Below are 21,331 nucleotides of genomic sequence, written 5' to 3' on the forward strand. Positions count from 1 at the left end.
CATGTATCTGCTCTATCGCTCACGCCACGCCATCAGTTGGTTGCCGTTGCCGGTCTTTGCTACCTGCCTGTTCTTCGCCAGCCAACAGCCTCCGCTGAAAGTTCAGCAGCAATACGACGAAACGGTCATGGCGCTCACGCTGGCTGAACCGGAACCGATTCCCCAGCCCGAACCGATCCCTGAGCCAGAGCCAGAACCGGTGCCACAACCGGAACCCGAGCCTGAGCCGATTCCGGTTAATGAGCCCGATCCGATCATAGAAGCCCCGCCGGTTACGCCGCCGAAACCGGAAGTGAAGCCGAAGCCTAAACCAGAGGTTAAGCCCAAGACGGAAGCCAAACCTAAACCGGTGCCCACACCAGCCAAGCCGACTGCGCCACGCCCAGAAGCCCCGGCCAAGCGCCCGGCACCGGCTGCCCCTTCCGCGCCGTCGGTGAATGTTGCGGCGCTAGAAAATAGCTATGCACAGGCGCTGCGTGCGCAGCTTGAACAAACCAAACGCTACCCGACCGGACGTCAGGCGTCACTCGAACGTCCCGAAGGTCGTGTTGAAGTCTGGCTGGAAGTTGATCGCACAGGACGCGTCATCGATTCTGGAATCAGCAGCAAAGCACGCAGCATGCTGCTAAACCGGGCGGCGCAAGCCAGCTTACAGAGCATCAAACAGGTTCGGGCCTTCCCTGCCGACGCCTTTGCAGGACAAAACACAAAACGTTTTTTAGCCACGTTCGATTATCAGGCTCAGTAGTGTTCATCGCCTGAGTAAGAGAGTGAATCAGCAAGAATAACGTCAACAACATGTTGATTAATAAACCACTGATAATACTGGGATTGTTAAATGAAACCGTTCAAACTTTCTGGGGTATGTTTGTCCGTCGTCGGCGCATTACTGGCAGGCTCCGCGCTGGCGGAAGAAGCGACAAATGTCGGCACGATCAACGTACAGGGACAACCGCTCGGCGCAGGGTTAATGGTTCAGGAAGACAGCGCAAAATCGCGCTCGACTGTGACAAAAGACGCATTGGATAAGATGCCCGCAGCAGGTAACGCCATTGATAAACTGAAATACACCGCAGGCCTGAACGTCAGCAGCAACGACGCCAGCGGCTTAAGCGGCGTCAGCTATACCATGCGCGGCATGAGTGCGGATCAGGTCGGCCTGTCATCCGACGGCATTCCCGTCAATGACTCCGGCGACTACGCCGTGTACCCGAACGGGATGGGCGATCCAGAAAACCTGGAGCAGATCTTCGTCACCCAAGGTTCGTCAGAAATGGACGGCCCGCACATCGGTGCCAGCGGCGGCAACATCGGGCTGGTTTCCCACCGTCCGGCGAAAGAGTTTGGCGGCTTCGTTAAGCAGACATTCGGCAGCAATAACCTCAGCAAGACCTTCGCGCGTCTGGAAACTGGTAAACACAACGGCTTTAGCAGTTGGCTCTCCTACTCCTATACCGACTCCGACAAATGGCGCGGTTCAGGGTATTCCCGTGCCGATAAAGTCGAGTGGAACGGCCTGTATGAACATGAAAATGGCCACAGCAGCAGCCTGATTGTGAAATACAATCAGCAAGATACCATCAACTATTCGACGCTGAGCAAACGGCAGTTCGAGCAAAACGGGCGTAAGATGGATTACGCCACGACACCGGTTTACAACAACCGTGGGCAGATTTCCCAATACTACAAACTCAACCGCAATAACTTTGAAACGCTGAATGTCACGTTCACGCAAAAATTGCAGCTGCGCGATAATCTGGCGCTGACGCTACAGCCCTACTATTTCTCGACGAACGGCGGCAGCTTCGGCAGTGGAACCGCCAGCGTGTTATCCGCGACGTCAGACCGCGCAGGTAACTACGATCTCAGCAATCTGACCTCCAACACCTACTACCGCCCGTCGTGGACGGAAACCTGGCGGCCGGGTATCACCACCAAGCTGAAATGGGATCTTAACGACGAGCATAGTCTGGATATCGGCTACTGGTTCGAGCGTGCCCGCCAGCGTCAAACGCAGCCGTTCATCCCGATCCAGAGCGACGGCAACCCGGTTAACGTTTCCGGTAAACCCGGCGATGCGAACCAGATTACCGACGCGAACGGGAAAGTGGTTCAAGGCCGTAACCAGTTTACCGTCACGCCTGCCCATAAAATCTGGATTCAGGACACCTGGTTCTTCTCCCCAGAATGGACGTTCACTGGCGGTCTGGCCTATCAGCACGTAGAGCGTGACGGCACTAACCTCGGCAGCTTGTATAACGTCGCAGAGAAAAAGAACAAGAAGTACCACGAATTCCTGCCTAGCTTTAACGCGGCCTACCGCATCAATACCGAAAATCAGGTGTTCTATAACATCACGCGCAACATGCGTACCCCGCCCAACTACGTCTTGTACAACGTTGGCGATTCCATCAATACCAAACCTGAGCTGAGCTGGAACCAGGAACTGGGCTGGCGCTTCCAAGATGAGGACATGCTGCTGAGCGCCTCGCTGTTCTTTATCCGCTTCACCGATCGCCAGATCTCCAGCCGTAACGCCGCTGGCGACTACGAAATGATCAACGCCGGGAAAGTGGAAAACAAAGGGCTGGAACTGGAGTGGAGCGGAAAATTGCCTCATAACTTCAACTACTTAGCAGCTTACACCTATACCGACACCGAGCAGAAAAACAATCTCGCCACCGGTGGCAGCCAGCTCCCAACCACGGGCAAGCAGGTCGCCAACGCGCCGAAAAATATGCTTAACCTCGGGCTGGGCTATGACGATGGCCTCTACTATGCCGGCGTGAATAGCCGCTACGTCGGGTCGTTCTACGGCGACATGACCAATGACGAGAAGATCGGTGGACGTACCATTTTCGATCTCAGCGCTGGCGTCTATCTGCCAGTGGATAAGAAGATCGTGAAAAGCGCCACCTTACGCTTTGGCGTCAACAACCTGTTCGATAAAGAGTATCTCGACTCCGCGCGCTCAGTGAGCTTCAACTCACGATCGTATAACGGCGTATCGGCAGGCACACCGTTTTACAACGTCGGGGAAGAGCGCACCTTCAGCGCCTCACTGGAAGCCACGTTCTAATCCAATAACGTAATACGCCAGCGCGGTTTCCCGCGCTGGCGCTCATCACAAACAACGCCCAACAAGGCAACAGAAGGATCAGGCCATGAACGCCGATATGCTGCACGAGATTATTTTCTACGTCATGTACGCCTCACTGGTGATCGCCCTGATGATCATCATCGAACGCAGTCTCTACTTTTCCTACACACGTCGGCAGGCCAAACGGCTGGAACGCGCGCTGACGGCGGATATTCGCCACGTTCACGATCTGCCGGACGCGCTGACCCAGCGCCCCAGCCTACCCATCGCGACAGTGACACCCGTTCTGGCGCAGTCACATCAGGTAGAAAACCGCGATACGCTTAACGACCTGATCGACGCACAGTATCTGCAAAGTAAGCCGCAGCTGTCGCGCGGACTATGGATTCTGGAAACGGTCGTCACCGCAGCACCGTTACTGGGGCTGCTCGGCACCATCATGGGGATTATCGAAACCTTCAAAGCGCTGTCCGCCGCGGGAATCTCCGACCCGAGCCAGGTTTCCGCCGGGATGGGCACCGCGCTGTACGCCACCGGACTGGGCATCGCCATCGCGTTGGTCTGTCTGCTGGGGAACAATTTCCTGCAAAGCCGGATGGAACACATCAACGAAATGCTGAAAGTCCTGCTGATTCGCGCCGGAATGCCTCATACTCGCCAACAGAAAGCGGGCTCTGCTGTGACGCACAACTCCATAACGGACAATGCCGTGACAGAAAAAGCGATGACGGAGAAGCGCTATGCTTAATCGTTGTGGTTTCATCAATCCGGGGCAACGCTGGAAACATTGCATCAACACACTGCTGACAGGAGGCGTATTGTTTATTGTGAGTGCGTCAGCCTATGCCGATGCCAGCACCAGCGGCTATCGCATTCCCGGCTATGAGTTAGTGTATGACGCCCCGGTGGAAACCACGCTGACCGCCCCCGATCTCCGCCCCAGCGATACGGTGTGGATATCGCTGTTTGATCATGCCCAACACACCATTGAGTTGGGTCAATTCTACGTCGCCAATCAGGCGGGAACACGCTTTGATACCGTCTTGCAGCATCTGCGTGCCGCCGGAGAGCGCGGCGTACGAATCCGACTGCTGCTTGAAGAGAAAGGGCTAAAAATTTCCACGCAGGACACGCTGGAACAGCTCAAAACGATTCCGAATCTGGAACTGCGCGTGATTCCCTTTGAACGCCTGAGCGGCGGTATTGTGCATGCCAAATACCTGCTGGTTGATGGCAAACAGGCTTACATGGGCAGCCAGAACCTTGACTGGCGGGCGCTGGAGCACATTCACGAAACGGGATTATTGATCGACGATCCCCGCGTGGTAGCTCAGATTAGCGCTATTTTTGAACAAGACTGGCAGGCACAGGCGCGACTGGCCCACGGCGAAACCGTTCCGCCGCTGCCCGCCGCAACGCAACCCGCTGACCGTTCGGGCAACTATCTGGTTGCCAGCCCCAAAGCGTTTAATCCCGCTGGCGTGATAGATTCCGAAGAAGAACTCCCCCGCCTGTTGGCCGAAGCCCAGCAGTTGGTCCGTATTCAGGTGATGGATTACGTCCCGCTCTCCTACGGCCCGGAGAAAACACGCCCGTACTACGCGGTGATCGATAACGCAATTCGCACCGCCGCTGCACGCGGCGTCCAGATCGAGCTGATGGTGTCCGAATGGAGCACCAAAATGCCAAATATCGCCTACCTGAAAAGTCTGGCAATGCTACCCAACATCCAGATAAAAACGGTGTCGATCCCCCAAGCCAGCAGCGGCTTCATTCCTTTTGCTCGCGTGATCCACAGTAAGATCATGACCATCGACGGCAAGAAAGCCTGGATTGGCACCAGCAACTGGAGCGGCGGCTATCTGGATAACTCGCGCAATCTGGAGATGGTAATTCAGAACCCAGCGATGGCGCAGCGGGTAGACATGCTCTATACACAACTGTGGAACAGCGAGTACGCGCATCCTCTGCGCATTGATTATGATTACCCGCGGCCCGATCCGGGTGGCATGAAAGAGAAAGATAAGGTGAAGGAAACCAGCCCTTCGTCCACGACAGGCGGCGCGGTCAACGCACCGTAGCCACCACCAGAATGACATTTGATGGGGAATAGCATGAAACACACGTTGTTAGCACTGCTGGTTGCCGGATTTTTGCCGTTCAGCGTTCAGGCCGCAGGAGAAAAAGTGACGCGCTATATCGTCACCTTCCCAGCCAGCGAACGCGTTGCGTATCAGGGTAAATTCGCCCAGAACTTCCCCAACGGTCTGCCTGTCGGTATTGGCTCCGGCCTCTATTTCACCGGTAAACAGGGCGACGATCTGATGTTCACCACCGTCACCGATCGCGGCCCGAATGCCGATGCACCGCTGGTCGGCGAGAAAGAGGCCAAGATTTTCGCCAGCCCTGACTACGCGCCGCTGATGATGGATATTCGGGTCAGCGCGAAAGCCGCCGAGGCGATCAACGCTCGTCCGCTGCACGATGCGGAGGGCAATATCACCGGCCTGCCGCTGCCCGCAGACGTTATCGGCACCACCAACGAAGTGGCGCTGAACGATGCACTGCAACCGCTCAGCACCAGCCAGCGCGGGCTGGACACCGAAGGAATTACGCCGGACGGCAAAGGCGGCTTCTGGCTGAGTGACGAATACGGCCCGTTCCTGATTCACGTTGATGCCAGCGGGAAGATTCTGCAAAAATTCGGGCCGACGCCTGCGGGCAGCGAGCATTCAGTCGCCAGCGGTTTACCGAATATCATCAAGTGGCGTCAGCCGAATCGGGGTTTTGAAGGGCTGACCCGCCTGCCGGACGGCACAATCGTCATGGCCGTGCAAAGCACGCTGGATATCGACGGCAAAAGCAAAAACAAAGCGCAGTTTACGCGTCTGGTGATGTTTAACCCGGAAACCAAAACCAGCCGCATGCTGGGCTACCCGATCAATATCGACAGCTATAAGAAAGCGAAGGATGCCAAGATCGGCGATATCGTGGCGCTGGATAATCAGCGCATTCTGCTGGTCGAGCAAGGCGCGGATAAAGACAAGCAAATGCAGAACCGCATCTATCTGGTCGATCTCAGCAAGGCGAGCGACCTGACACCGTTCGATGCTGACGGTAAGTCGCCGGAATTTGACGATCTCGCCCAGTTGGAAAAACGCGGCATTACGCTGGCGAGCAAGCAGGAGCTGGTGGATCTGCGTAAGCTCGGCTGGCAGCAGGAGAAAGTGGAAGGTCTGGCGCTGGTCGATAAGCAAACGCTGGCCGTCATTAATGACAACGACTTTGGCCTGCAATCCATGCTGCAATCCCCAGTGAAAGCAAAAGATAAGGCGGACGACTATCAGGTTACTGCCGATGGAAAACTGACGCGCGATGGCAAGGCGGTCGAGACGACGTTAGCCATCAAACCGTTGGAGAAGCCAGAAGCCGATAATGAACTGTGGGTGATTACCATGCCACAACCGCTCAAGTAATCTTCTGTAAAATGGCTTCCACCGGAGACGGGGAAGCCACTATTCAACGTACTCAGGTTAGCGCGATCAGGCGTGCTCGAACCAGTCGCTATTCTGTTGCGCAATCGGCGTGATCGAATAGATCATTTCCTGCAAATGCTCACGAATCGCTTTTTCTGCGGCGTCAGGATCGCGTGCTTTCAGGGCGCTAAAAACCAGGTAGTGCTGTTGAATCAGGCTGGGCGGCGGTGAAACCTGGCTCAGGCTGAGAAAACGCACGCGGTCCATCGTCGCTTTAATCGATTCGATGGTTTCCCACGCCAGCGGACAGTTGGCAATCTGCGTCAGAAGCTGATGGAAGCTGTCATCGAGGCTGAGAAACTCGCGTACCTGATCATTCTGCGCGGCCAGTTCCTGACGGCGTAAGTTGTGCTCAAGCGTCAGCAGCTGTTCTTCCGTCACCATTTCCGCCGCCCGGCGCGCAATAGCGCATTCCAGAGCCTGACGGATAAAGCGGGCATCCGCTACGCGCTGTTCGGAGATCTTCATCACAAACGTGCCGCGCTGCGGCATGATCTGCACCAGTCCGGCCTCTGCCAGCTTGATAAAAGCCTCTCTGACCGGCTGGCGGGAAACGTCAAAACGCACAGAAATTTCTTTTTCAGACAACAGTTTACCCGGCGGAATATTGCATTCCACAATGTCTTTGCGCAGTACGCGATAAATTTGCTGGTTGACTGGTTCGTTGTTGTTGATCTGAAAAGAGGTGTCCATGCCGCTGTGCTTACCCGAGAAATTTACCGCTTATGATACACGCTTAGCGCGGTGAGTGTCAGTGTTACAACGCCTGTCGTGGTGAGTTCGGGGACACAGGGCAAGGCATCGTCGACACTCGCCTCATCCTGTGCTGCTTTATGATTCACAGATATCGAATGCAGTTACGCGACGGCCGCCGCCGTCGCGCTTTCATCCTACCAGCAGGTATCCTGCAATGTGCCCTTCACGCCCTTCGCTAACAGCGACAGGTAGTGCTGCGTCACCACATCGACAAAGACAGGGTTCTTCGGTAAGTCCTCACCAAAAATCGCCGTCAGCGTCAGCAGTGCCGCGACTCGGCTTTCACCTTCCGGGCTATGTTGCACCGTTTCAGCGATCAGCGCTTTCAGTGGATCGCTGATTTCAATCGGTTTTCCTTGTTCATCCACGCCGCCGACATAGCGCATCCATCCCGCCACGCCGAGCGCCAGCGCATCAAAACGGCTGCCGCGTGCCAGATGCCAGCGGATCGAATCCAGCATACGCTGTGGCAGTTTTTGCGAACCGTCCATCGCAATCTGCCAGGTGCGGTGTTTTAACGCACGGTTGCGATAGCGATCCAGCAGTGCATCCGCATAGGCCGCGAGATCGACACCCTGTATACGCAGCGTCGGAGCCTGTTCACGCAACATCAGGTGATGCGCCGCCGCGACCAGGTCGCTGTCCTGCATGCACTCGCTGATATGCTGATAGCCAGCAAGGTAGCCCAAATACGCCAGAAACGAGTGGCTGCCGTTCAGCATACGCAGCTTCATTTCCTCAAACGGCAGGACATCCTGTACCAGCTCCGCGCCCGCTTTTTCCCATGCGGGACGACCGTTGACGAAGTTATCTTCAACCACCCACTGGAAGAACGGTTCACAGGCAATGCCCGCGGGATCGACGACGCCCAGCTGCCCCTGAATCGTTTCCAACGTTTCCTCGGTGATAGCCGGAACAATCCTGTCCACCATCGTGGACGGAAAGGTGACGTGCTGTTCAATCCAGCGCGCCAGTTCGATATCCTGCAGCTCGGCCAGTTGCACGATCACGTTGCGCGTGACGTGCCCGTTTTCTGGCATATTGTCGCAGGACATCACGCTGAATGCCGGTAACTGACGTTCCCGTCTGCGTTTGATGGCAGCCAGAATCACACCGGGCAGGGAGCGTGGTTCTGCGGGTAACCCCAGATCGTGGCAAATCAGCGGATGTTCACTATTTAACTGTCCCGTCGCCGGATGGTGGCAATAGCCTTTCTCCGTGACGGTAATCGACACAATGGAGATATCCGGCGCGCTTAGCGCTTCCAGCACTGCGTCGATGCCTTCGACTTCCGCGTGCAGCGCGCTGGTTGCTACGCCGATGACCCGGCTATTCCAGCCGCTGTCCGCCATTTCGGAAACCGACCACAGCAAATCCTGCTGGCGAATGGCTTCAATCTGCTGCTCGCCGCCAATCAGGTTGATTTCGCAATAACCCCAGTCGCTACCGTGCTCCGCCGCCAGTTTATCGGCACAGACTGCCTGATGCGCCCGGTGGAATGCGCCAAAGCCAATATGCGCAATACGTGTTTTTAGCTGGCTGCGGTTGTAACGCGGCACCACAACCTGCGGTTTAAGAGTAGAAAATTCACTGATACTCATCGTTATCCCTGATAGGTGATTCAAAAATACGTCAACTGCTGGAAACCTGAGAGGAACGGGGATAATGGGTAGATCGTAAAGACGCTGTGAATACATCCCTGTACGCTCGGATTGCGCGAATATGAATCTCATCCCTGAGATTCCCCCTTTCAGGGCCGTCGCTAGCGACGTTCAAAAACGTTCCTGACGTTTTTGTCCATGGCGCAAACGCTTTACTCTTCTATCCCATTACCCCCGTTTTCGCTCCGCAAACAGGAGCGCTGTGGTGTTCTGTTATACCGCGTCGTCTAATTCATCCAAGTCACGGTCTTTCACTTCTGGCATACAGATAGCCGCAAATAAACCGATCACAGAATAAACAATCATCATCACGACAATCGGCCACCAGGAACCGGTCATGTTGCAGAAAATACCCGCTAACACCGGACCAAAACCAACAGCAACCAGGCCACCGGTTTCTTTGGCAATCGCCATTTGCGTAAAGCGGCTACGTCCACCGAATATTTCCGCCATGGTGATATTTTCCAGCGCAAATAATCCCAGCACCGCGAAGTTATGAATAATGATAATGCTGACGACAATCACGTTAACGCTATTCTCTTTATCGACAATAAGAGAGAGCATTGGGTAGGCTAATAATATCGCCGATATATTCAGAATAATATACGGTACGCGGCGACCAATTTTATCCGAGAGCCATCCTAATAATGGAATCGTGATAAAACCAATAATGGAGCTGATCATCAATGCATCGGTCGGAATAGATTTATTGAACAAGAGTGTTTGGACTAAATATCCCGCGAGGAAGGTCTGAATTAACCCTGAATTTCCCGCCTGTCCGAAACGTAATCCCGTTGCCAGCCAAAACGCCTTGCTTTTGAACATGGACAGTACTGATTTTTGCTCGCTTTGCTCAACCACCAGAGCAGGTGACGGCTCTTCAGTACCAGAGACATCATTACTCACTTTTTCAAAAACCGGGCTTTCTTTCAGGTTCATACGCAGCCAGATCGCGAAGATCATCACGACTACGCTGGCCAGGAACGGTACACGCCAGCCCCACGCCAGTAATTCTTCTCTTGAGAGGGCAAAAAACATAACGGCCCAGATAGCCGTAGCACTGAGCGTGCCGCAGTTAGTGCCCATTGCAACCAGTGAGGAAATAATCCCGCGTTTCCCTTTCGGCGCGTATTCAGCCAGCATGGTACCGGCACCGGAAATCTCAGCGCCCGCCCCTAACCCCTGCACAATACGCAAGGTCACCAGCAAGATTGGCGCGAAAATACCAATCTGTGCGTAGGTTGGTAGCACGCCAATTAACGTGGTACAGATCCCCATCATGGTAATGGTGATAAAGAGCACGCGCTTTCTGCCGATGGAGTCCCCCATACGGCCGAAAATAAAGGCACCGACGATACGTGCAACATAGCCCGCACCGTAGGTTCCCATTGCCAGAATCAGCGCCATTGCCGCCGATTGTTCAGGGAAGAATATTTCATGGAAGACCAATGCCGCACCGAGCGAATACAGTTGGAAATCCATAAATTCTAATGCGGTGCCCAGCCAGCCGGACACCGCCGCCTTGACTAAATCAGAGGTACTTCTTACAGGCTTATCTTGTCCAGATGCGATTTGCGTATTCATATATATACTCTCGACGATTTGTAATTATGGTAGAGCACAGTAAGTAAAATTACCGTTCATCATGGTGTCGCAATCCACTCCAGCCCGTTATTGATGGTCTGGAGTGATTAAGAGAGAAATAATTACTTCAAAGGAATCATTATATTATTCTGTAGTCGATATAGTTTTTCCTTTTATATATCCCCTGTTGTTAATAAAGATATTTATACTCGTCATTCATCATTAAACGTCAGCAGGACTTTACAGCAGCGTTTTTGATCTTTTTCAAAGACCTCAATCGCCTGTACCACCTGCTGATAATCAAACCGATGGGTAATCAGTTTTGCTGGATCGATACGTTTCGCTTTCAGCCACTCAATCACGATAGGGAATTTGTTGGCATTCAAGCGCGATGAGAAAATGGAGATCTCTTTGCTGGTTATCCCCTGTTGGCTGACCTGACAAGGCTCACTGGAAAAGCCCATGATGGCGATGCGTGCCGCAGGAGAAGCAATCGTAATCGCTTCCTGCAAAATAGACGGATGGCAGGCGGCATCAACAATCAGCGTAGGCTTGATATTCAGCGCGTCCAGTTCGTCTTTTAATGACAGCGAGGCGTTGTTGATGACCCTGTCCGCTCCGCTGCGTAATGCCATATCCAGACGTTCAGGAATACGATCGACGACGATCACTTCCTTCACGTTGAACACGCCTTTCAGTACCTGAACCGAGGTCAACCCCATCGGGCCCGCGCCATAAATCAGGGCGACATCCTGCTCCGTCGGCTTCACCTGTGCAGTCACGTTGGCGGAAATCGTGAAGGGTTCGACCATCACGGCGAACTCATCAGGGATCTCATCCGGGATGATGTGCGCGTTCTTCGCCGGTACGGCAGCGTACTCGCTGAACCCGCCGTCGCGATGCACACCCAGCACCACCAGCGAAGTACAGACGTTCGGCTTACCGATTGAGCAAGGGTAGCAGTGGCCGCAGCTCACTACCGGATCGACCGAGACGCGTTCACCCAGACGGGATGCCTCCACGCCCTCACCCACCGCCTCAATCACGCCGAAGAATTCATGCCCGATCACGCGCGGGTATTTGGCAAAAGGGTTATGCCCGCGATAGATGTGGCTGTCCGAGCCACAGATACCGGCCAGCTTGACCTTCACCCGAACTTCACCTGCCGCTGGCTGCGGAATAGGACGTTCGTCAATCACCAGCGTATTCGGCTGCTGTATCACAATGCTTTTCATATTTTGGCCTCTGATTACCTATTCCACTCTTACCAGTTCCACCCTTACCAATTCCACAATGTGCCGTCTTCCAGACGGGCAACCGGGAGATAAGCGGGGTCATAGGGGTATTTGGCCGCCAGCTTTTCATCAAACTCGATGCCTAACCCCGGTTTTTCGCCTGGGTGCATGTAACCGTTATCGAATGTCCAGTTATGCGGGAACACTTCCAGCATTTGCTCCGAATAACCCATGTATTCCTGTACGCCGAAGTTTGGCACCCAGAGGTCAAAATGCAGCGCCGCCGCCATGCAGATAGGCGACAGGTCCGACGGCCCGTGTGAACCGGTGCGCACCTGATAGAGCGAAGCAAAGTCGGCGATGCGACGCATGCCAGTAATCCCGCCCGCGTGGGTAATCGTGGTGCGGATGTAGTCGATGAGCTGTTCTTCGATCAGCTGTTTGCAATCCCAGATGCTGTTAAAGACTTCACCCACCGCAATCGGCGTAACCGTGTGCTGACGGATTAAACGGAAGCACTCCTGATTTTCCGCAGGCGTTGGGTCTTCCATCCAGAACAGACGATAGTCTTCAATGCTTTTACCAAAGCGCGCCGCTTCAATCGGCGTCAGGCGGTGGTGCATGTCGTGCAGCATGTGTTCGTTGAAGCCAAACTTGTCGCGCACCGCTTCAAACAGCTTAGGCGTGAAATCGAGATATTTCTCCGTCGACCACAGCTGCTCTTCTGGCAAGTTACCTTTCGTCGCCGGCTCATACGCCAGCCCTTTGCCTTTCGCCATGCCATAAGTGGTTTTCATACCCGGCACGCCGCACTGTACGCGAATCGCCTTGAAGCCTTCATCGCGATGCTTGGCGTAATCATCCAACACTTCATCGATAGAGTGGCCCGTGGTGTGGCAATACACCATCACGCCCGTGCGCGATGCGCCGCCCAGCAGTTGGTAGAGCGGCATGTTGGCGGCTTTGGCCTTGATGTCCCACAGCGCGGTGTCGACTGCCGAAATGGCAGACATCGTCACCGGGCCACGACGCCAGTACGCGCCTTTGTAGAAATACTGCCAAATATCTTCGATCTGGTGCGCATCGCGGCCAATCAGCTGCGGACACACATGATCTTTGAGGTAAGAGGCGACCGGCAGCTCACGCCCGTTGAGCGTCGCATCGCCGAGGCCGGTTAATCCGCTATCTGTCGTAATTTTCAGGGTGACAAAGTTTCGCCCCGGGCAGGTGACAAACACTTCAGCGCTGACAATCTTCACGTTACTTATCCTTCTGTGCATGTAGCCATTCGTTTATGCTGACTACCATACAAGTATATTAATCGAGATAATTTGAATCACCTCACATTTATTCACATTTGCAACATTTATCTAAAACCCATGAAGGTCAGGAAGAGAAACCGAGGTGCGTTGAGGGGAGAAAACGTGGGGAGATAAAAGACAGGTGGCGACTTGTGCGGTCAATGCTCGGAGATTGGACGCACACGGAGCACGTTCTCCGTTACGGTACACGCGCTGGCTATCCGCACCTTCATAACAAGGAAGATGCCCTACCGGACGGACTCGCTGTAGTCTTGCAGGAAATCCAGAAACAGGCGCACCATGGGAATGTTCGTGCTGCGTTTCAGATAGCTAATGGCGAAAGTCCTTTTCAGTTGCTCTTCCAGCGGAATAACCGCGACGTCGTAAGCGGTCAGGCTTTTGGCAACAGACGAACAGAGGAAGACCACGCCGGACAGGTTAATCACCAGATCCATAAGGATGTCCATGTTACTGCATTCGCGAAAGTAGCTGGGGTTGATGCCCTGTTGAGTGAAGGATTTGGAAACCGCGGCATGCTCCCCCGTCCCTTTCTGCGGCACGATCAGCTTTTCTTTTACCATCTGCGGCAAGCTGAGCGTCTTGCTGTCGGCAAGCGGGTGCGACCTTGCCATCACCGCAACAATGTCATCGATCTGACAAATGGTGTGATGAAACAACGGATCGTTCAGGTACTCATCAAAAGGCGTCGAGAAAGACAGGTGGATCTCACCATTGCGCACCCTTTCCAGTAAATCGGTGCTGACGCCGTCAATGAAAGAGATATCGATATTGGGATAGGCTTTCTGAAACAGGTTAAACATATTGTAGTGAGCCAGACGATTAAAAATCGGAATCACGCCAACCAGTAGCGCGCCATCCGTGCTTTCCTCATAGCTGCTGACGAACTGTTCCAGCTCATAATGTTCTTTAATCATCCCCTGAATTTTGTCAGCAAAGATCTTCCCGAAGGGCGTCAGAGAAAACTGCCGGGTGGTGCGGTTAATCAGTTTTCTTTCCGTTTCAAGCTCCAGTCGCGCGATCTCCTGCGACAAGAAAGCCTGAGAGATATTCAGCGCCTTCGCCGCTTTCGTGAAACTCCCGACCCGGATGAGTTCCTGATAATAAATCACACGCTTTATACTGAACATTGTTTTATATTACGCATCAACTGCCTCGTTTATATACTCTAAATAATTCGAGTTTCAGGCAGGCGGCAAATGAAGGAATCCCGATGAGCTTACTAAAGTAAGTGATTCGGGTGACCGAATGAAGCCAACGCACATGCAACTTGAAGTATGACGAGTATAACCAGCTATAATAACAATTATAAGGGCTTGTAAATAATCAAATGTGATTAGATGCACATTTAATTCATGAGAAATAGCGTTAATGGTAGATATAGTCAACTTATTATCAAGAAGGAAATAATTTATTAGCTTAAGACAGTACACCCCATATTATTAAAGATTTTTTAATATTATTTTTACAAACACAACATCGTTCTTCACAAACCTCTCTGATTTACATGCTTCTAACAAAGGACTGAAAGTATGCACTATCCGAAAACAGCCAAAATAGTATTAGCCTCACTCACGATGATGAGTTCCAGCGCAATCAATGCGGCACAGAACCAACATGAAATCACCGTAAAGCAGGAAACCACCTCGGTGAAATTAATCTCTGACGTCGTTTATTCTCAGGTATCGGTGCGCGGCTATCCTAACGTCGCATTAAAAATGGATATCCTTCAGCCTGAAGCGAAAAACGCACTTCCCGTCGTATTATTCATTACCGGCGGCGGATTCGTTAATGCCAATAAAGATAATTACCTGCAACAACGCCTCAACATTGCCGAAGCGGGCTATGTGGTTGCCAGTATGGAATACCGTGTCGCGCCTACCGTGCTTTTCCCCTCGCCGCTGGAAGATGTAAAATCCGCCATTCGCTATCTGCGCGCTAATGCGAAAAAATTTGGTATCGACGGCCAACACGCTGCGGTTTTCGGCGCCTCTGCTGGGGGCTATCTGGCCGCCTTTGCCGGGACGACAAATGGCTCAAAAAACTATGACAAAGGCGATAACCTCGATCAAAGCAGCGATGTTCAAGCGGTGATTGATTTTTATGGCCTATCCGACCTGACACTCGTCGGCGAAGGCTTCCCTGACGATGTCGTTCAGAAACACGCATCACCTTCCGCGACAGAAGCTATCTGGGTCAACGGCACCGCAGTATTTAATGAAGGGGGCGCGATTACTCGCTATCCCGACAAAGCAGCAGCGGCCAACCCGATTAACTTTATCAGCAGCGCCACACCTCCGTTCCTGATTATGCACGGCACAAACGATACCTCGGTTTCTCCACGCCAGACCGAGAGACTGCATCAGGCTCTGACGGCGAAAAATATTGAATCCACCTACTACAGCGTCAAAGGTGCCGAGCACGGCGGGCCGCATTGGCTGCAACCGGAAATCATGCAGATTACCGTCCGTTTTCTTGATAAGCACCTAAAACCCTGATGCCGGTTTAAAATCTATAGAATAGATTTCTTATTATTTATGTTGCATAAACGTTAGCGTAAAATAAATGCTAACGTTTTTTATTTGTTGCAAAAAAATAGAACTATCCATTCCCTCCCCCATTTATCCTCACATAAAAAATACGTAATCTGATACACATCAATTCTTCACACTTATCGCTCTCTGAAAAATAATCTGATAAAAAACCATAGCAGAAACGCATTCCCATAAAATGAGAAATTCATAAAAATCACATTCTAAATAACTAGCACAATAAAATGGCATTTATAACAAATCGACATTTGTTATATATGGATCTACAAAAAAATAAACGTGACCAACCGCACACTTAACCTTTAATCCCCATGTTCCAATAAACCACAATAACAACGTGGCCTACTTATTATTCCCATCGTAATAATGAAGCATTACTCCTATTAGCGCCACACTGCGAAATATTAACGCTATTGCTGGATTACTACTATCTAGCGTTCGCGCGGCTATCACCCCAATGTGAAGATTTATAATATGGAAGAATTATCTCGCCGTCGTTTTATTGCCTATATGGGAGGTACGATTGCCATTAGTGGGCATATCGGTCTCGCACAAGCGCAAAATGAGCCCGAAAAAACGCAGGGTAAATTAGCCGTTAAATATGGCTTATTGCATAACGAAATGCGCTGTATCGGTTGCAAAGCCTGTATCAAGGCCTGTAAAGAGACCAATAACGTGCCCGATGGCGTAACCCGGCTGGATATACTGCAAACCGTCGATATTCCCGCCGTCGAGAAGACGCGCGCCATTAAGCAATTTTTCCGTAAATCCTGTCAGCACTGTGAGAACCCGCCCTGTGTTGCGGTCTGCCCAACGGGAGCCTCCTTCAAAGACGCGCTCACCGGTATCGTCGACGTCAACGATAAACGCTGCGTGGGCTGCCGCTACTGCATTGCTGCGTGTCCTTACCATGTGCGTTTCATCAACCCAGTCACGAAGACGGCAGACAAGTGTAACTTTTGTCGGGAAACCAATCTGGCCGCCGGAAAGCAGCCCGCCTGCGTCGAAATCTGCCCCACTAAAGCCTTGGTATTTGGCGATCTCAACGATCCTGAAAGCAACATTGCCAAGATGATCGCGAGCAACGCGACCTACCGCTCCAAGGTCTATTTGGGCACAGAACCCCAGCTCTACCGCATGCCGGGGAAACGAGGAGAAATCGACAATGCATAATGCCTTCACGTTCGACACGCTGGTATGGGATTGGCCCATCGCCGTTTATCTTCTTCTGGTCGGCATTTCGGCGGGCATGGTGTCGCTCTCGATGCTCCTCAGGCACTACGTTCCCAGCGAATATCGCGGCAGTAACCTTGTCATCAAAGCCACGGCCATCGTGGCACCACTCGCCGTCATTCTCGGGCTGGTAATTCTGATTTTTCACCTGACTCGACCGCTGACCTTTTGGTATTTGATGGTTTTTTACAACCCGACCTCCATCATGTCGCTTGGTGTGATGCTCTTTCAGGTGTATTTCGTCGTGATGCTGTTATGGATCATCACGCTTTATCATGACGGATGGCTGACGCATCTTGAGACCGTCTGGCACCGGCCCGCGTTGGCTGCGCGAGCGCGTAAGTTAACGGCGATGATCGTCAAAAAAGCGGCGATGATTGAAAACCTGCTGCTGGTGCTGGCGATCCTGCTCGGCTGCTACACCGGCTTTCTACTGTCTGCGCTGAAATCGTTCCCGTTACTGAATAACCCCGTTCTGCCCGTCCTGTTTCTGGTATCCGGCACCACCTCCGGCATTGCTGTCATGCTGCTGGCCAGTGCATGGGGGCGCAATACGTCGGGGCATTCACGCTCCCTGCATTTTATCCACCGCGTGGAAACGCCAGTGGTGTATGCCGAGCTGTTCCTGCTGTTCGCGTTCTTTATCGGGCTGCTGCTTGGCGGCGGGCAAAAGGTTGTCGCCGCACAGACCGCACTGTCGGGTTTCTGGGGCGGTGTATTCTGGATTGGCATTATCGGCATCGGCATTGTGATCCCATTCATTGCCAATCAGGGGCGCAAGCCTTCTGCTCATTCCGGCAAAGGCCAGCTGATTACGTTAGCCGCCATGAGCCTGTTCGGCGTGTTCCTGCTACGACTGTTCGTGCTTTATGCCGGACAAATGACGGTGGCCTGAATGAACACGTCATGGGTCTTATTCTGGATTGCATCGGCTACCTTTTTCATGCAATCCCTGGATACCACCATGGTGTATGTCGCCATTCCTGCCATCGCGCAGTCGTTACACCAGCCGGTGTTGCATATGGAAGCGATTGTGATCGCCTACATTGTCACGGTCGTCGCATTTACGCCGGCCAATAGCTGGCTGGCGGAACGGCTAGGGGAACGGAAAACCTACCAGATCGCGATCGCCATTTTCACGCTCGGATCGCTGCTGTGCATGACGGCAACCACACTCGGCAGCTTAAGCGTTTTCCGCTTTATTCAAGGCATCGGCGGTGCGCTCATGCTGCCCATCATCAGAACCGTGATATTGCGCACCACGCCGCAGAAGCTGAAATTACGCTTCCTGAATCGGGTGACCTTATTGGGATTACTCGGCACCCTGACCGGCCCCGTTTTCGGCAATATTCTGGTTAGCTTTCTCTCATGGCAGGCTATTTTCCTCGTTAATATCCCGCTGGCTTTACTCTGCTTTTTTCTGGCAACTAAATATATCCCTGTTGCTGCCATAAAAGAGACAACCCGCACAGGTGCCTATGAAGTCGTCTTTCCCATTTTGATGTTATTTCTCGTGGCCTTCATGTTAACCACCGCCACGAAAAATATATTGCCAACGTTCGTCATGCTATTTCTGTCTTGCAGCACGCTGGGTTTGGTATTTATTTATTATCGGCAGCATCTCATCGCAGAGACGGCATTATTCCCTCGTGCCCTGTTTGGCATCAGAACCTTTTCTGTCGGCGTTATTGGCGGCATCGCGACGCGCACGCTCCTGGCATCGACGCCCGTCGTGCTGTCGTTAATGCTGCAAACGACGCTGGCCTGTAAACCCGCGGAAACCAGCCTGATTTTACTGCTCTTTTCCAGCGGCGCACTGCTGTCAAAACTGCTGTTCGAGCCATTGGTCAAACATATTGGCTACCGTCGGCTGTTGATGCTGACAACCAGCATCACGTCGCTGTGTATCCTCGCCCTGAGCGTCGCCGTACAAGAGAAATCGATGCTGCTCATCGGCATCATCGCCCTGCTGTTAGGCGTGCTGATTTCAACCTTATATTCAGCAGCAGGCACGCTGGCCTTTAGCAACCTGAATAACAGCACCTATCACAGCGGTAATAATCTGCTGACCATTAGCCAATTACTTTCCGTCATGCTCAGTATGACGCTGACGTTTCCGATATTACGTTTTCTTTCTCAGTTTGAAATTCTCTTCAACCTTAACGCTTTCAGCCTGTTGTTTTTATTACTCGGCATTGGTTTACCCATTTGCTGCCTGATATTCAAGCCCCTCAATAACGACGACGGCTATCACTTTATTCATGGGAGATAGCGTTATTTATGGGCGATAACGTGATTTATGGGAAATAGATTTGTGATTCACCGTATTCATTCAAAAACTACTGGAACTATTGATATGAAAATCTGCTCAGGAATTCTTCCACTCTGCCTGTTATTCGCAATGGGAACCGCAGTTGCGCAAGAAGGGACTTTTAAAGCTGGCACCTATTCCGCCGCGAGACAGGGTATCGGCGGGGACGTCACCGTTACGCTCGATATCGATGCGCAGGGGAAAGTCCTTAAATCGACGATTGATGCCCCGGAAGAAACGCCGGAAGTCGGCGGGGAAGCCGCCATCGAACTCGCAAAAACCATGACCGAAAAGCAGAGCATTCAGGTTGATGGCGTGTCCGGTGCCACGATGACCAGCGGTGCGGTGAAAGAAGCGGCAGAAGACGCGTACTCACAGGCTAAAGCGAATTAATCCCGTTGGTTCTCCACGCGCAGCACGACTGCATTGTAAGAATACGAATAACATTAAGGAAAACATCATGAAACGCTTCAGAAAAAGTGTACTCGCGACGCTCTGTCTCTCGATGATGAGCTGGTCTACCGCACAGGCGGCGGACGCGGCAAAGCCGGAAATCCCAAAAAGCGCGGATATCGTTATTATCGGCGCGGGTGCAGCAGGCACGTCGGCAACGATGGCCGCCGCAGAGAAAGGCGCGAAAATCGTCTTACTGGAAAAACAACCGATCGTTGGCGGCACGGGTAACTTTGCCGAAGGCATCTTCGCCGCCAACAGCAGCCTGCAGAAACGTCAGGGGATTGTGGTCACGCCTGATATGGCCTTTAAGACCATCATGGATTACAGCCACTGGATGGCTAATCCCTTCGTGGTGCGCGCTTTCGTCAACCGTTCTGCGGACACAATTGAATGGGTGAAATCGAAAGGTATCAAGTTTGAATACATCGGCCCCGGCGGCCCTGGAGGCATGCTGACCTGGCATGTGATCGACGGCCCCGGCCACGGACGCCACCTGATCAAGACATTCCACGAGCAGTTTAAAAGCATGGATGTCACCACGCTGGTGAAAATGGCGGGTAAAGATCTGGTCGTGAAAGACGGCAAAGTCACCGGCGTTATCGCGCAAGATAGCGAAGGCAACACCGTACAGATAGACGCCAAGGCCGTCATCATCGCGACTGGCGGCTATGCCAACAATAAAGAGATGCTGCAAAAATACGCCGCCTTCCCCGATACCATCATGGTCGGTAACGTCGGTAAAGACGGCGACGGGATTAATATGGCCTGGAAAGCCGGTGCCAAACCGGACGGCTTGGGCCTGCTGCAAGCCTATCGCCCCGGCCTGCCAGACTACGCTCCGAACTCTCACCTGCTGGCCGCCGCGCGTCAGCCCTATCTGTGGGTTGACCAACACGGCCGCCGCTTTACCGATGAATCCAACGTCATCATCTGGCCACACTCCGGCAATGCGCTGTCAAAAGCGGGCGGCATCATGTACTCCATTTTTGACGAGACATCCCGTAAGCATTACGTCGAAGACGGCATTGACGTGCCGATTGGCGAATGGGTGATCGCCAATACCAAGCTGACGAAATTTGATAGCGAATTTACGAAGGAAAGTCAGAAAAATCGCGGCTTCGTCTTCAAATCAGCCACCATCGACGGGCTGGCAAAAGAGATGGGCGTTGATGCGAGCGTGCTGAAGAATACGCTGGAAGAAAACAACAAATTTGCGACGCAAAAGCGGGATGAGGTGTTTAACAAAAACATGGATTACCTGCGTCCGGTCAAAATCGGTCCGTTCTATGCGGTGAGAATGCAACCGGCCGCGCTGGGCACATTAGGCGGCGTGAAGATCGACGAGAAAATGCAGGCGATAGATAAATCCGGAGAAGTCATTCCGGGTCTGTACGTCACGGGTAATGATGCTGCTGGCATGTATGGCGACACCTATGACCTGCTGTTAGGCGGCGGCACGTTTGGCTTTGCGCTCAACTCAGGTCGTATCGCGGCAGAAAGCGCCCTTGATTATATGAAGTTCAGCAAGAAATAAGCGCTAGCGCTTAAGCCTAAGATCGTTTGAGCATCGAGATACACGGGGCGACCA

The 21,331-nt window shown here is 52.7% G+C and carries 17 protein-coding genes; 11 read left to right on the plus strand and 6 right to left on the minus strand.

The window, feature by feature from the left end; all coding sequences use genetic code 11:
- The first annotated feature begins 1 nt into the window (after position 1).
- From QWJ20_RS06410 to QWJ20_RS06430, 5 genes are all read left to right on the plus strand, one after another.
- Positions 2 to 748 (plus strand): energy transducer TonB, encoded by a 747-nt coding sequence (locus tag QWJ20_RS06410; protein ID WP_433992107.1) that lies wholly within the window; start codon positions 2 to 4, stop codon positions 746 to 748.
- 90 nt (positions 749 to 838) lie between these two features.
- A complete protein-coding gene (locus QWJ20_RS06415; protein ID WP_433992108.1) occupies positions 839 to 3,079 on the plus strand; it encodes a TonB-dependent receptor family protein in 2,241 nt (746 codons plus the stop codon).
- 85 nt (positions 3,080 to 3,164) lie between these two features.
- Complete coding sequence (locus QWJ20_RS06420) at positions 3,165 to 3,848, plus strand: MotA/TolQ/ExbB proton channel family protein (protein ID WP_433992109.1); 684 nt, start codon at positions 3,165 to 3,167, stop codon at positions 3,846 to 3,848.
- Positions 3,841 to 5,181: a phospholipase D-like domain-containing protein gene (locus QWJ20_RS06425; protein WP_433992110.1), complete on the plus strand. Its 1,341-nt coding sequence runs from the start codon at positions 3,841 to 3,843 to the stop codon at positions 5,179 to 5,181. The genes QWJ20_RS06420 and QWJ20_RS06425 overlap by 8 nt, the downstream gene beginning before the upstream one ends.
- 33 nt (positions 5,182 to 5,214) lie before the next feature.
- Positions 5,215 to 6,576: an esterase-like activity of phytase family protein gene (locus QWJ20_RS06430; protein WP_433992111.1), complete on the plus strand. Its 1,362-nt coding sequence runs from the start codon at positions 5,215 to 5,217 to the stop codon at positions 6,574 to 6,576.
- 66 nt (positions 6,577 to 6,642) lie between these two features.
- Here QWJ20_RS06430 and QWJ20_RS06435 read toward each other — a convergent pair whose 3' ends face one another.
- The 6 genes from QWJ20_RS06435 to QWJ20_RS06460 all read right to left on the minus strand — a co-directional run bounded on the left by QWJ20_RS06435 (position 6,643) and on the right by QWJ20_RS06460 (position 14,321).
- Positions 6,643 to 7,329, minus strand: a complete 687-nt coding sequence (locus QWJ20_RS06435; RefSeq protein WP_433992112.1) for a GntR family transcriptional regulator — start codon at positions 7,327 to 7,329, stop codon at positions 6,643 to 6,645.
- 197 nt (positions 7,330 to 7,526) lie between these two features.
- Complete coding sequence (locus tag QWJ20_RS06440; RefSeq protein ID WP_433992113.1) at positions 7,527 to 8,993, minus strand: mannitol dehydrogenase family protein; 1,467 nt, start codon at positions 8,991 to 8,993, stop codon at positions 7,527 to 7,529.
- 273 nt (positions 8,994 to 9,266) lie between these two features.
- Positions 9,267 to 10,637 (minus strand): MFS transporter, encoded by a 1,371-nt coding sequence (locus QWJ20_RS06445; RefSeq protein WP_039484935.1) that lies wholly within the window; start codon positions 10,635 to 10,637, stop codon positions 9,267 to 9,269.
- Between the two features lie 212 nt (positions 10,638 to 10,849).
- On the minus strand, positions 10,850 to 11,872 hold the full coding sequence (locus QWJ20_RS06450) for a Zn-dependent oxidoreductase (RefSeq protein WP_433992114.1): 1,023 nt from the start codon (positions 11,870 to 11,872) through the stop codon (positions 10,850 to 10,852).
- 44 nt (positions 11,873 to 11,916) lie between these two features.
- A complete protein-coding gene (manD, locus tag QWJ20_RS06455; RefSeq protein WP_039283781.1) occupies positions 11,917 to 13,131 on the minus strand; it encodes a D-mannonate dehydratase ManD in 1,215 nt (404 codons plus the stop codon).
- Positions 13,132 to 13,421: 290 nt separating this feature from the next.
- Positions 13,422 to 14,321 (minus strand): LysR family transcriptional regulator, encoded by a 900-nt coding sequence (locus QWJ20_RS06460; RefSeq protein ID WP_433992115.1) that lies wholly within the window; start codon positions 14,319 to 14,321, stop codon positions 13,422 to 13,424.
- A gap of 402 nt (positions 14,322 to 14,723) precedes the next feature.
- Here QWJ20_RS06460 and QWJ20_RS06465 point away from each other — a divergent pair, with 402 nt between their 5' ends.
- The 6 genes from QWJ20_RS06465 to QWJ20_RS06490 all read left to right on the plus strand — a co-directional run bounded on the left by QWJ20_RS06465 (position 14,724) and on the right by QWJ20_RS06490 (position 21,277).
- Positions 14,724 to 15,689, plus strand: coding sequence for an alpha/beta hydrolase fold domain-containing protein (locus tag QWJ20_RS06465; RefSeq protein WP_433992116.1), 966 nt, complete (start codon positions 14,724 to 14,726; stop codon positions 15,687 to 15,689).
- Between the two features lie 528 nt (positions 15,690 to 16,217).
- Positions 16,218 to 16,916: a 4Fe-4S dicluster domain-containing protein gene (locus QWJ20_RS06470; RefSeq protein ID WP_433992117.1), complete on the plus strand. Its 699-nt coding sequence runs from the start codon at positions 16,218 to 16,220 to the stop codon at positions 16,914 to 16,916.
- Positions 16,909 to 17,871 (plus strand): cytochrome c nitrite reductase subunit NrfD, encoded by a 963-nt coding sequence (nrfD, locus tag QWJ20_RS06475; protein ID WP_433992118.1) that lies wholly within the window; start codon positions 16,909 to 16,911, stop codon positions 17,869 to 17,871. Before QWJ20_RS06470 ends, nrfD begins: the two co-directional genes overlap by 8 nt.
- Positions 17,872 to 19,248: an MFS transporter gene (locus QWJ20_RS06480; RefSeq protein WP_433992119.1), complete on the plus strand. Its 1,377-nt coding sequence runs from the start codon at positions 17,872 to 17,874 to the stop codon at positions 19,246 to 19,248.
- Positions 19,249 to 19,332: 84 nt separating this feature from the next.
- Positions 19,333 to 19,680 carry an FMN-binding protein gene (locus QWJ20_RS06485; protein ID WP_433992120.1) on the plus strand — a complete coding sequence of 116 codons (348 nt, stop codon included), beginning with the start codon at positions 19,333 to 19,335 and terminating at the stop codon, positions 19,678 to 19,680.
- Between the two features lie 67 nt (positions 19,681 to 19,747).
- Positions 19,748 to 21,277, plus strand: coding sequence for an FAD-dependent oxidoreductase (locus QWJ20_RS06490; protein ID WP_433992121.1), 1,530 nt, complete (start codon positions 19,748 to 19,750; stop codon positions 21,275 to 21,277).
- Positions 21,278 to 21,331 lie beyond the last annotated feature (54 nt).

It is taken from the genome of Pectobacterium sp. S5, from assembly GCF_051707265.1.
GTDB classification, from domain to species: domain Bacteria; phylum Pseudomonadota; class Gammaproteobacteria; order Enterobacterales; family Enterobacteriaceae; genus Pectobacterium; species Pectobacterium polare.

Bases quoted from the DNA above. Each gene is read 5' to 3' on its own strand.
- QWJ20_RS06480 (WP_433992119.1), top strand. From the start codon at position 17,872: ATGAACACGTCATGGGTCTTATTCTGGATTGCATCGGCTACCTTTTTC.
- QWJ20_RS06430 (WP_433992111.1), top strand. From the start codon at position 5,215: ATGAAACACACGTTGTTAGCACTGCTGGTTGCCGGATTTTTGCCGTTC.
- QWJ20_RS06420 (WP_433992109.1), top strand. From the start codon at position 3,165: ATGAACGCCGATATGCTGCACGAGATTATTTTCTACGTCATGTACGCC.
- QWJ20_RS06465 (WP_433992116.1), top strand. From the start codon at position 14,724: ATGCACTATCCGAAAACAGCCAAAATAGTATTAGCCTCACTCACGATG.
- QWJ20_RS06410 (WP_433992107.1), top strand. From the start codon at position 2: ATGTATCTGCTCTATCGCTCACGCCACGCCATCAGTTGGTTGCCGTTG.
- QWJ20_RS06460 (WP_433992115.1), bottom strand. From the start codon at position 14,321: ATGTTCAGTATAAAGCGTGTGATTTATTATCAGGAACTCATCCGGGTC.
- QWJ20_RS06490 (WP_433992121.1), top strand. From the start codon at position 19,748: ATGAAACGCTTCAGAAAAAGTGTACTCGCGACGCTCTGTCTCTCGATG.
- nrfD (WP_433992118.1), top strand. From the start codon at position 16,909: ATGCATAATGCCTTCACGTTCGACACGCTGGTATGGGATTGGCCCATC.
- QWJ20_RS06425 (WP_433992110.1), top strand. From the start codon at position 3,841: ATGCTTAATCGTTGTGGTTTCATCAATCCGGGGCAACGCTGGAAACAT.
- QWJ20_RS06445 (WP_039484935.1), bottom strand. From the start codon at position 10,637: ATGAATACGCAAATCGCATCTGGACAAGATAAGCCTGTAAGAAGTACC.
- QWJ20_RS06485 (WP_433992120.1), top strand. From the start codon at position 19,333: ATGAAAATCTGCTCAGGAATTCTTCCACTCTGCCTGTTATTCGCAATG.
- QWJ20_RS06435 (WP_433992112.1), bottom strand. From the start codon at position 7,329: ATGGACACCTCTTTTCAGATCAACAACAACGAACCAGTCAACCAGCAA.
- QWJ20_RS06415 (WP_433992108.1), top strand. From the start codon at position 839: ATGAAACCGTTCAAACTTTCTGGGGTATGTTTGTCCGTCGTCGGCGCA.
- QWJ20_RS06440 (WP_433992113.1), bottom strand. From the start codon at position 8,993: ATGAGTATCAGTGAATTTTCTACTCTTAAACCGCAGGTTGTGGTGCCG.
- QWJ20_RS06450 (WP_433992114.1), bottom strand. From the start codon at position 11,872: ATGAAAAGCATTGTGATACAGCAGCCGAATACGCTGGTGATTGACGAA.
- QWJ20_RS06470 (WP_433992117.1), top strand. From the start codon at position 16,218: ATGGAAGAATTATCTCGCCGTCGTTTTATTGCCTATATGGGAGGTACG.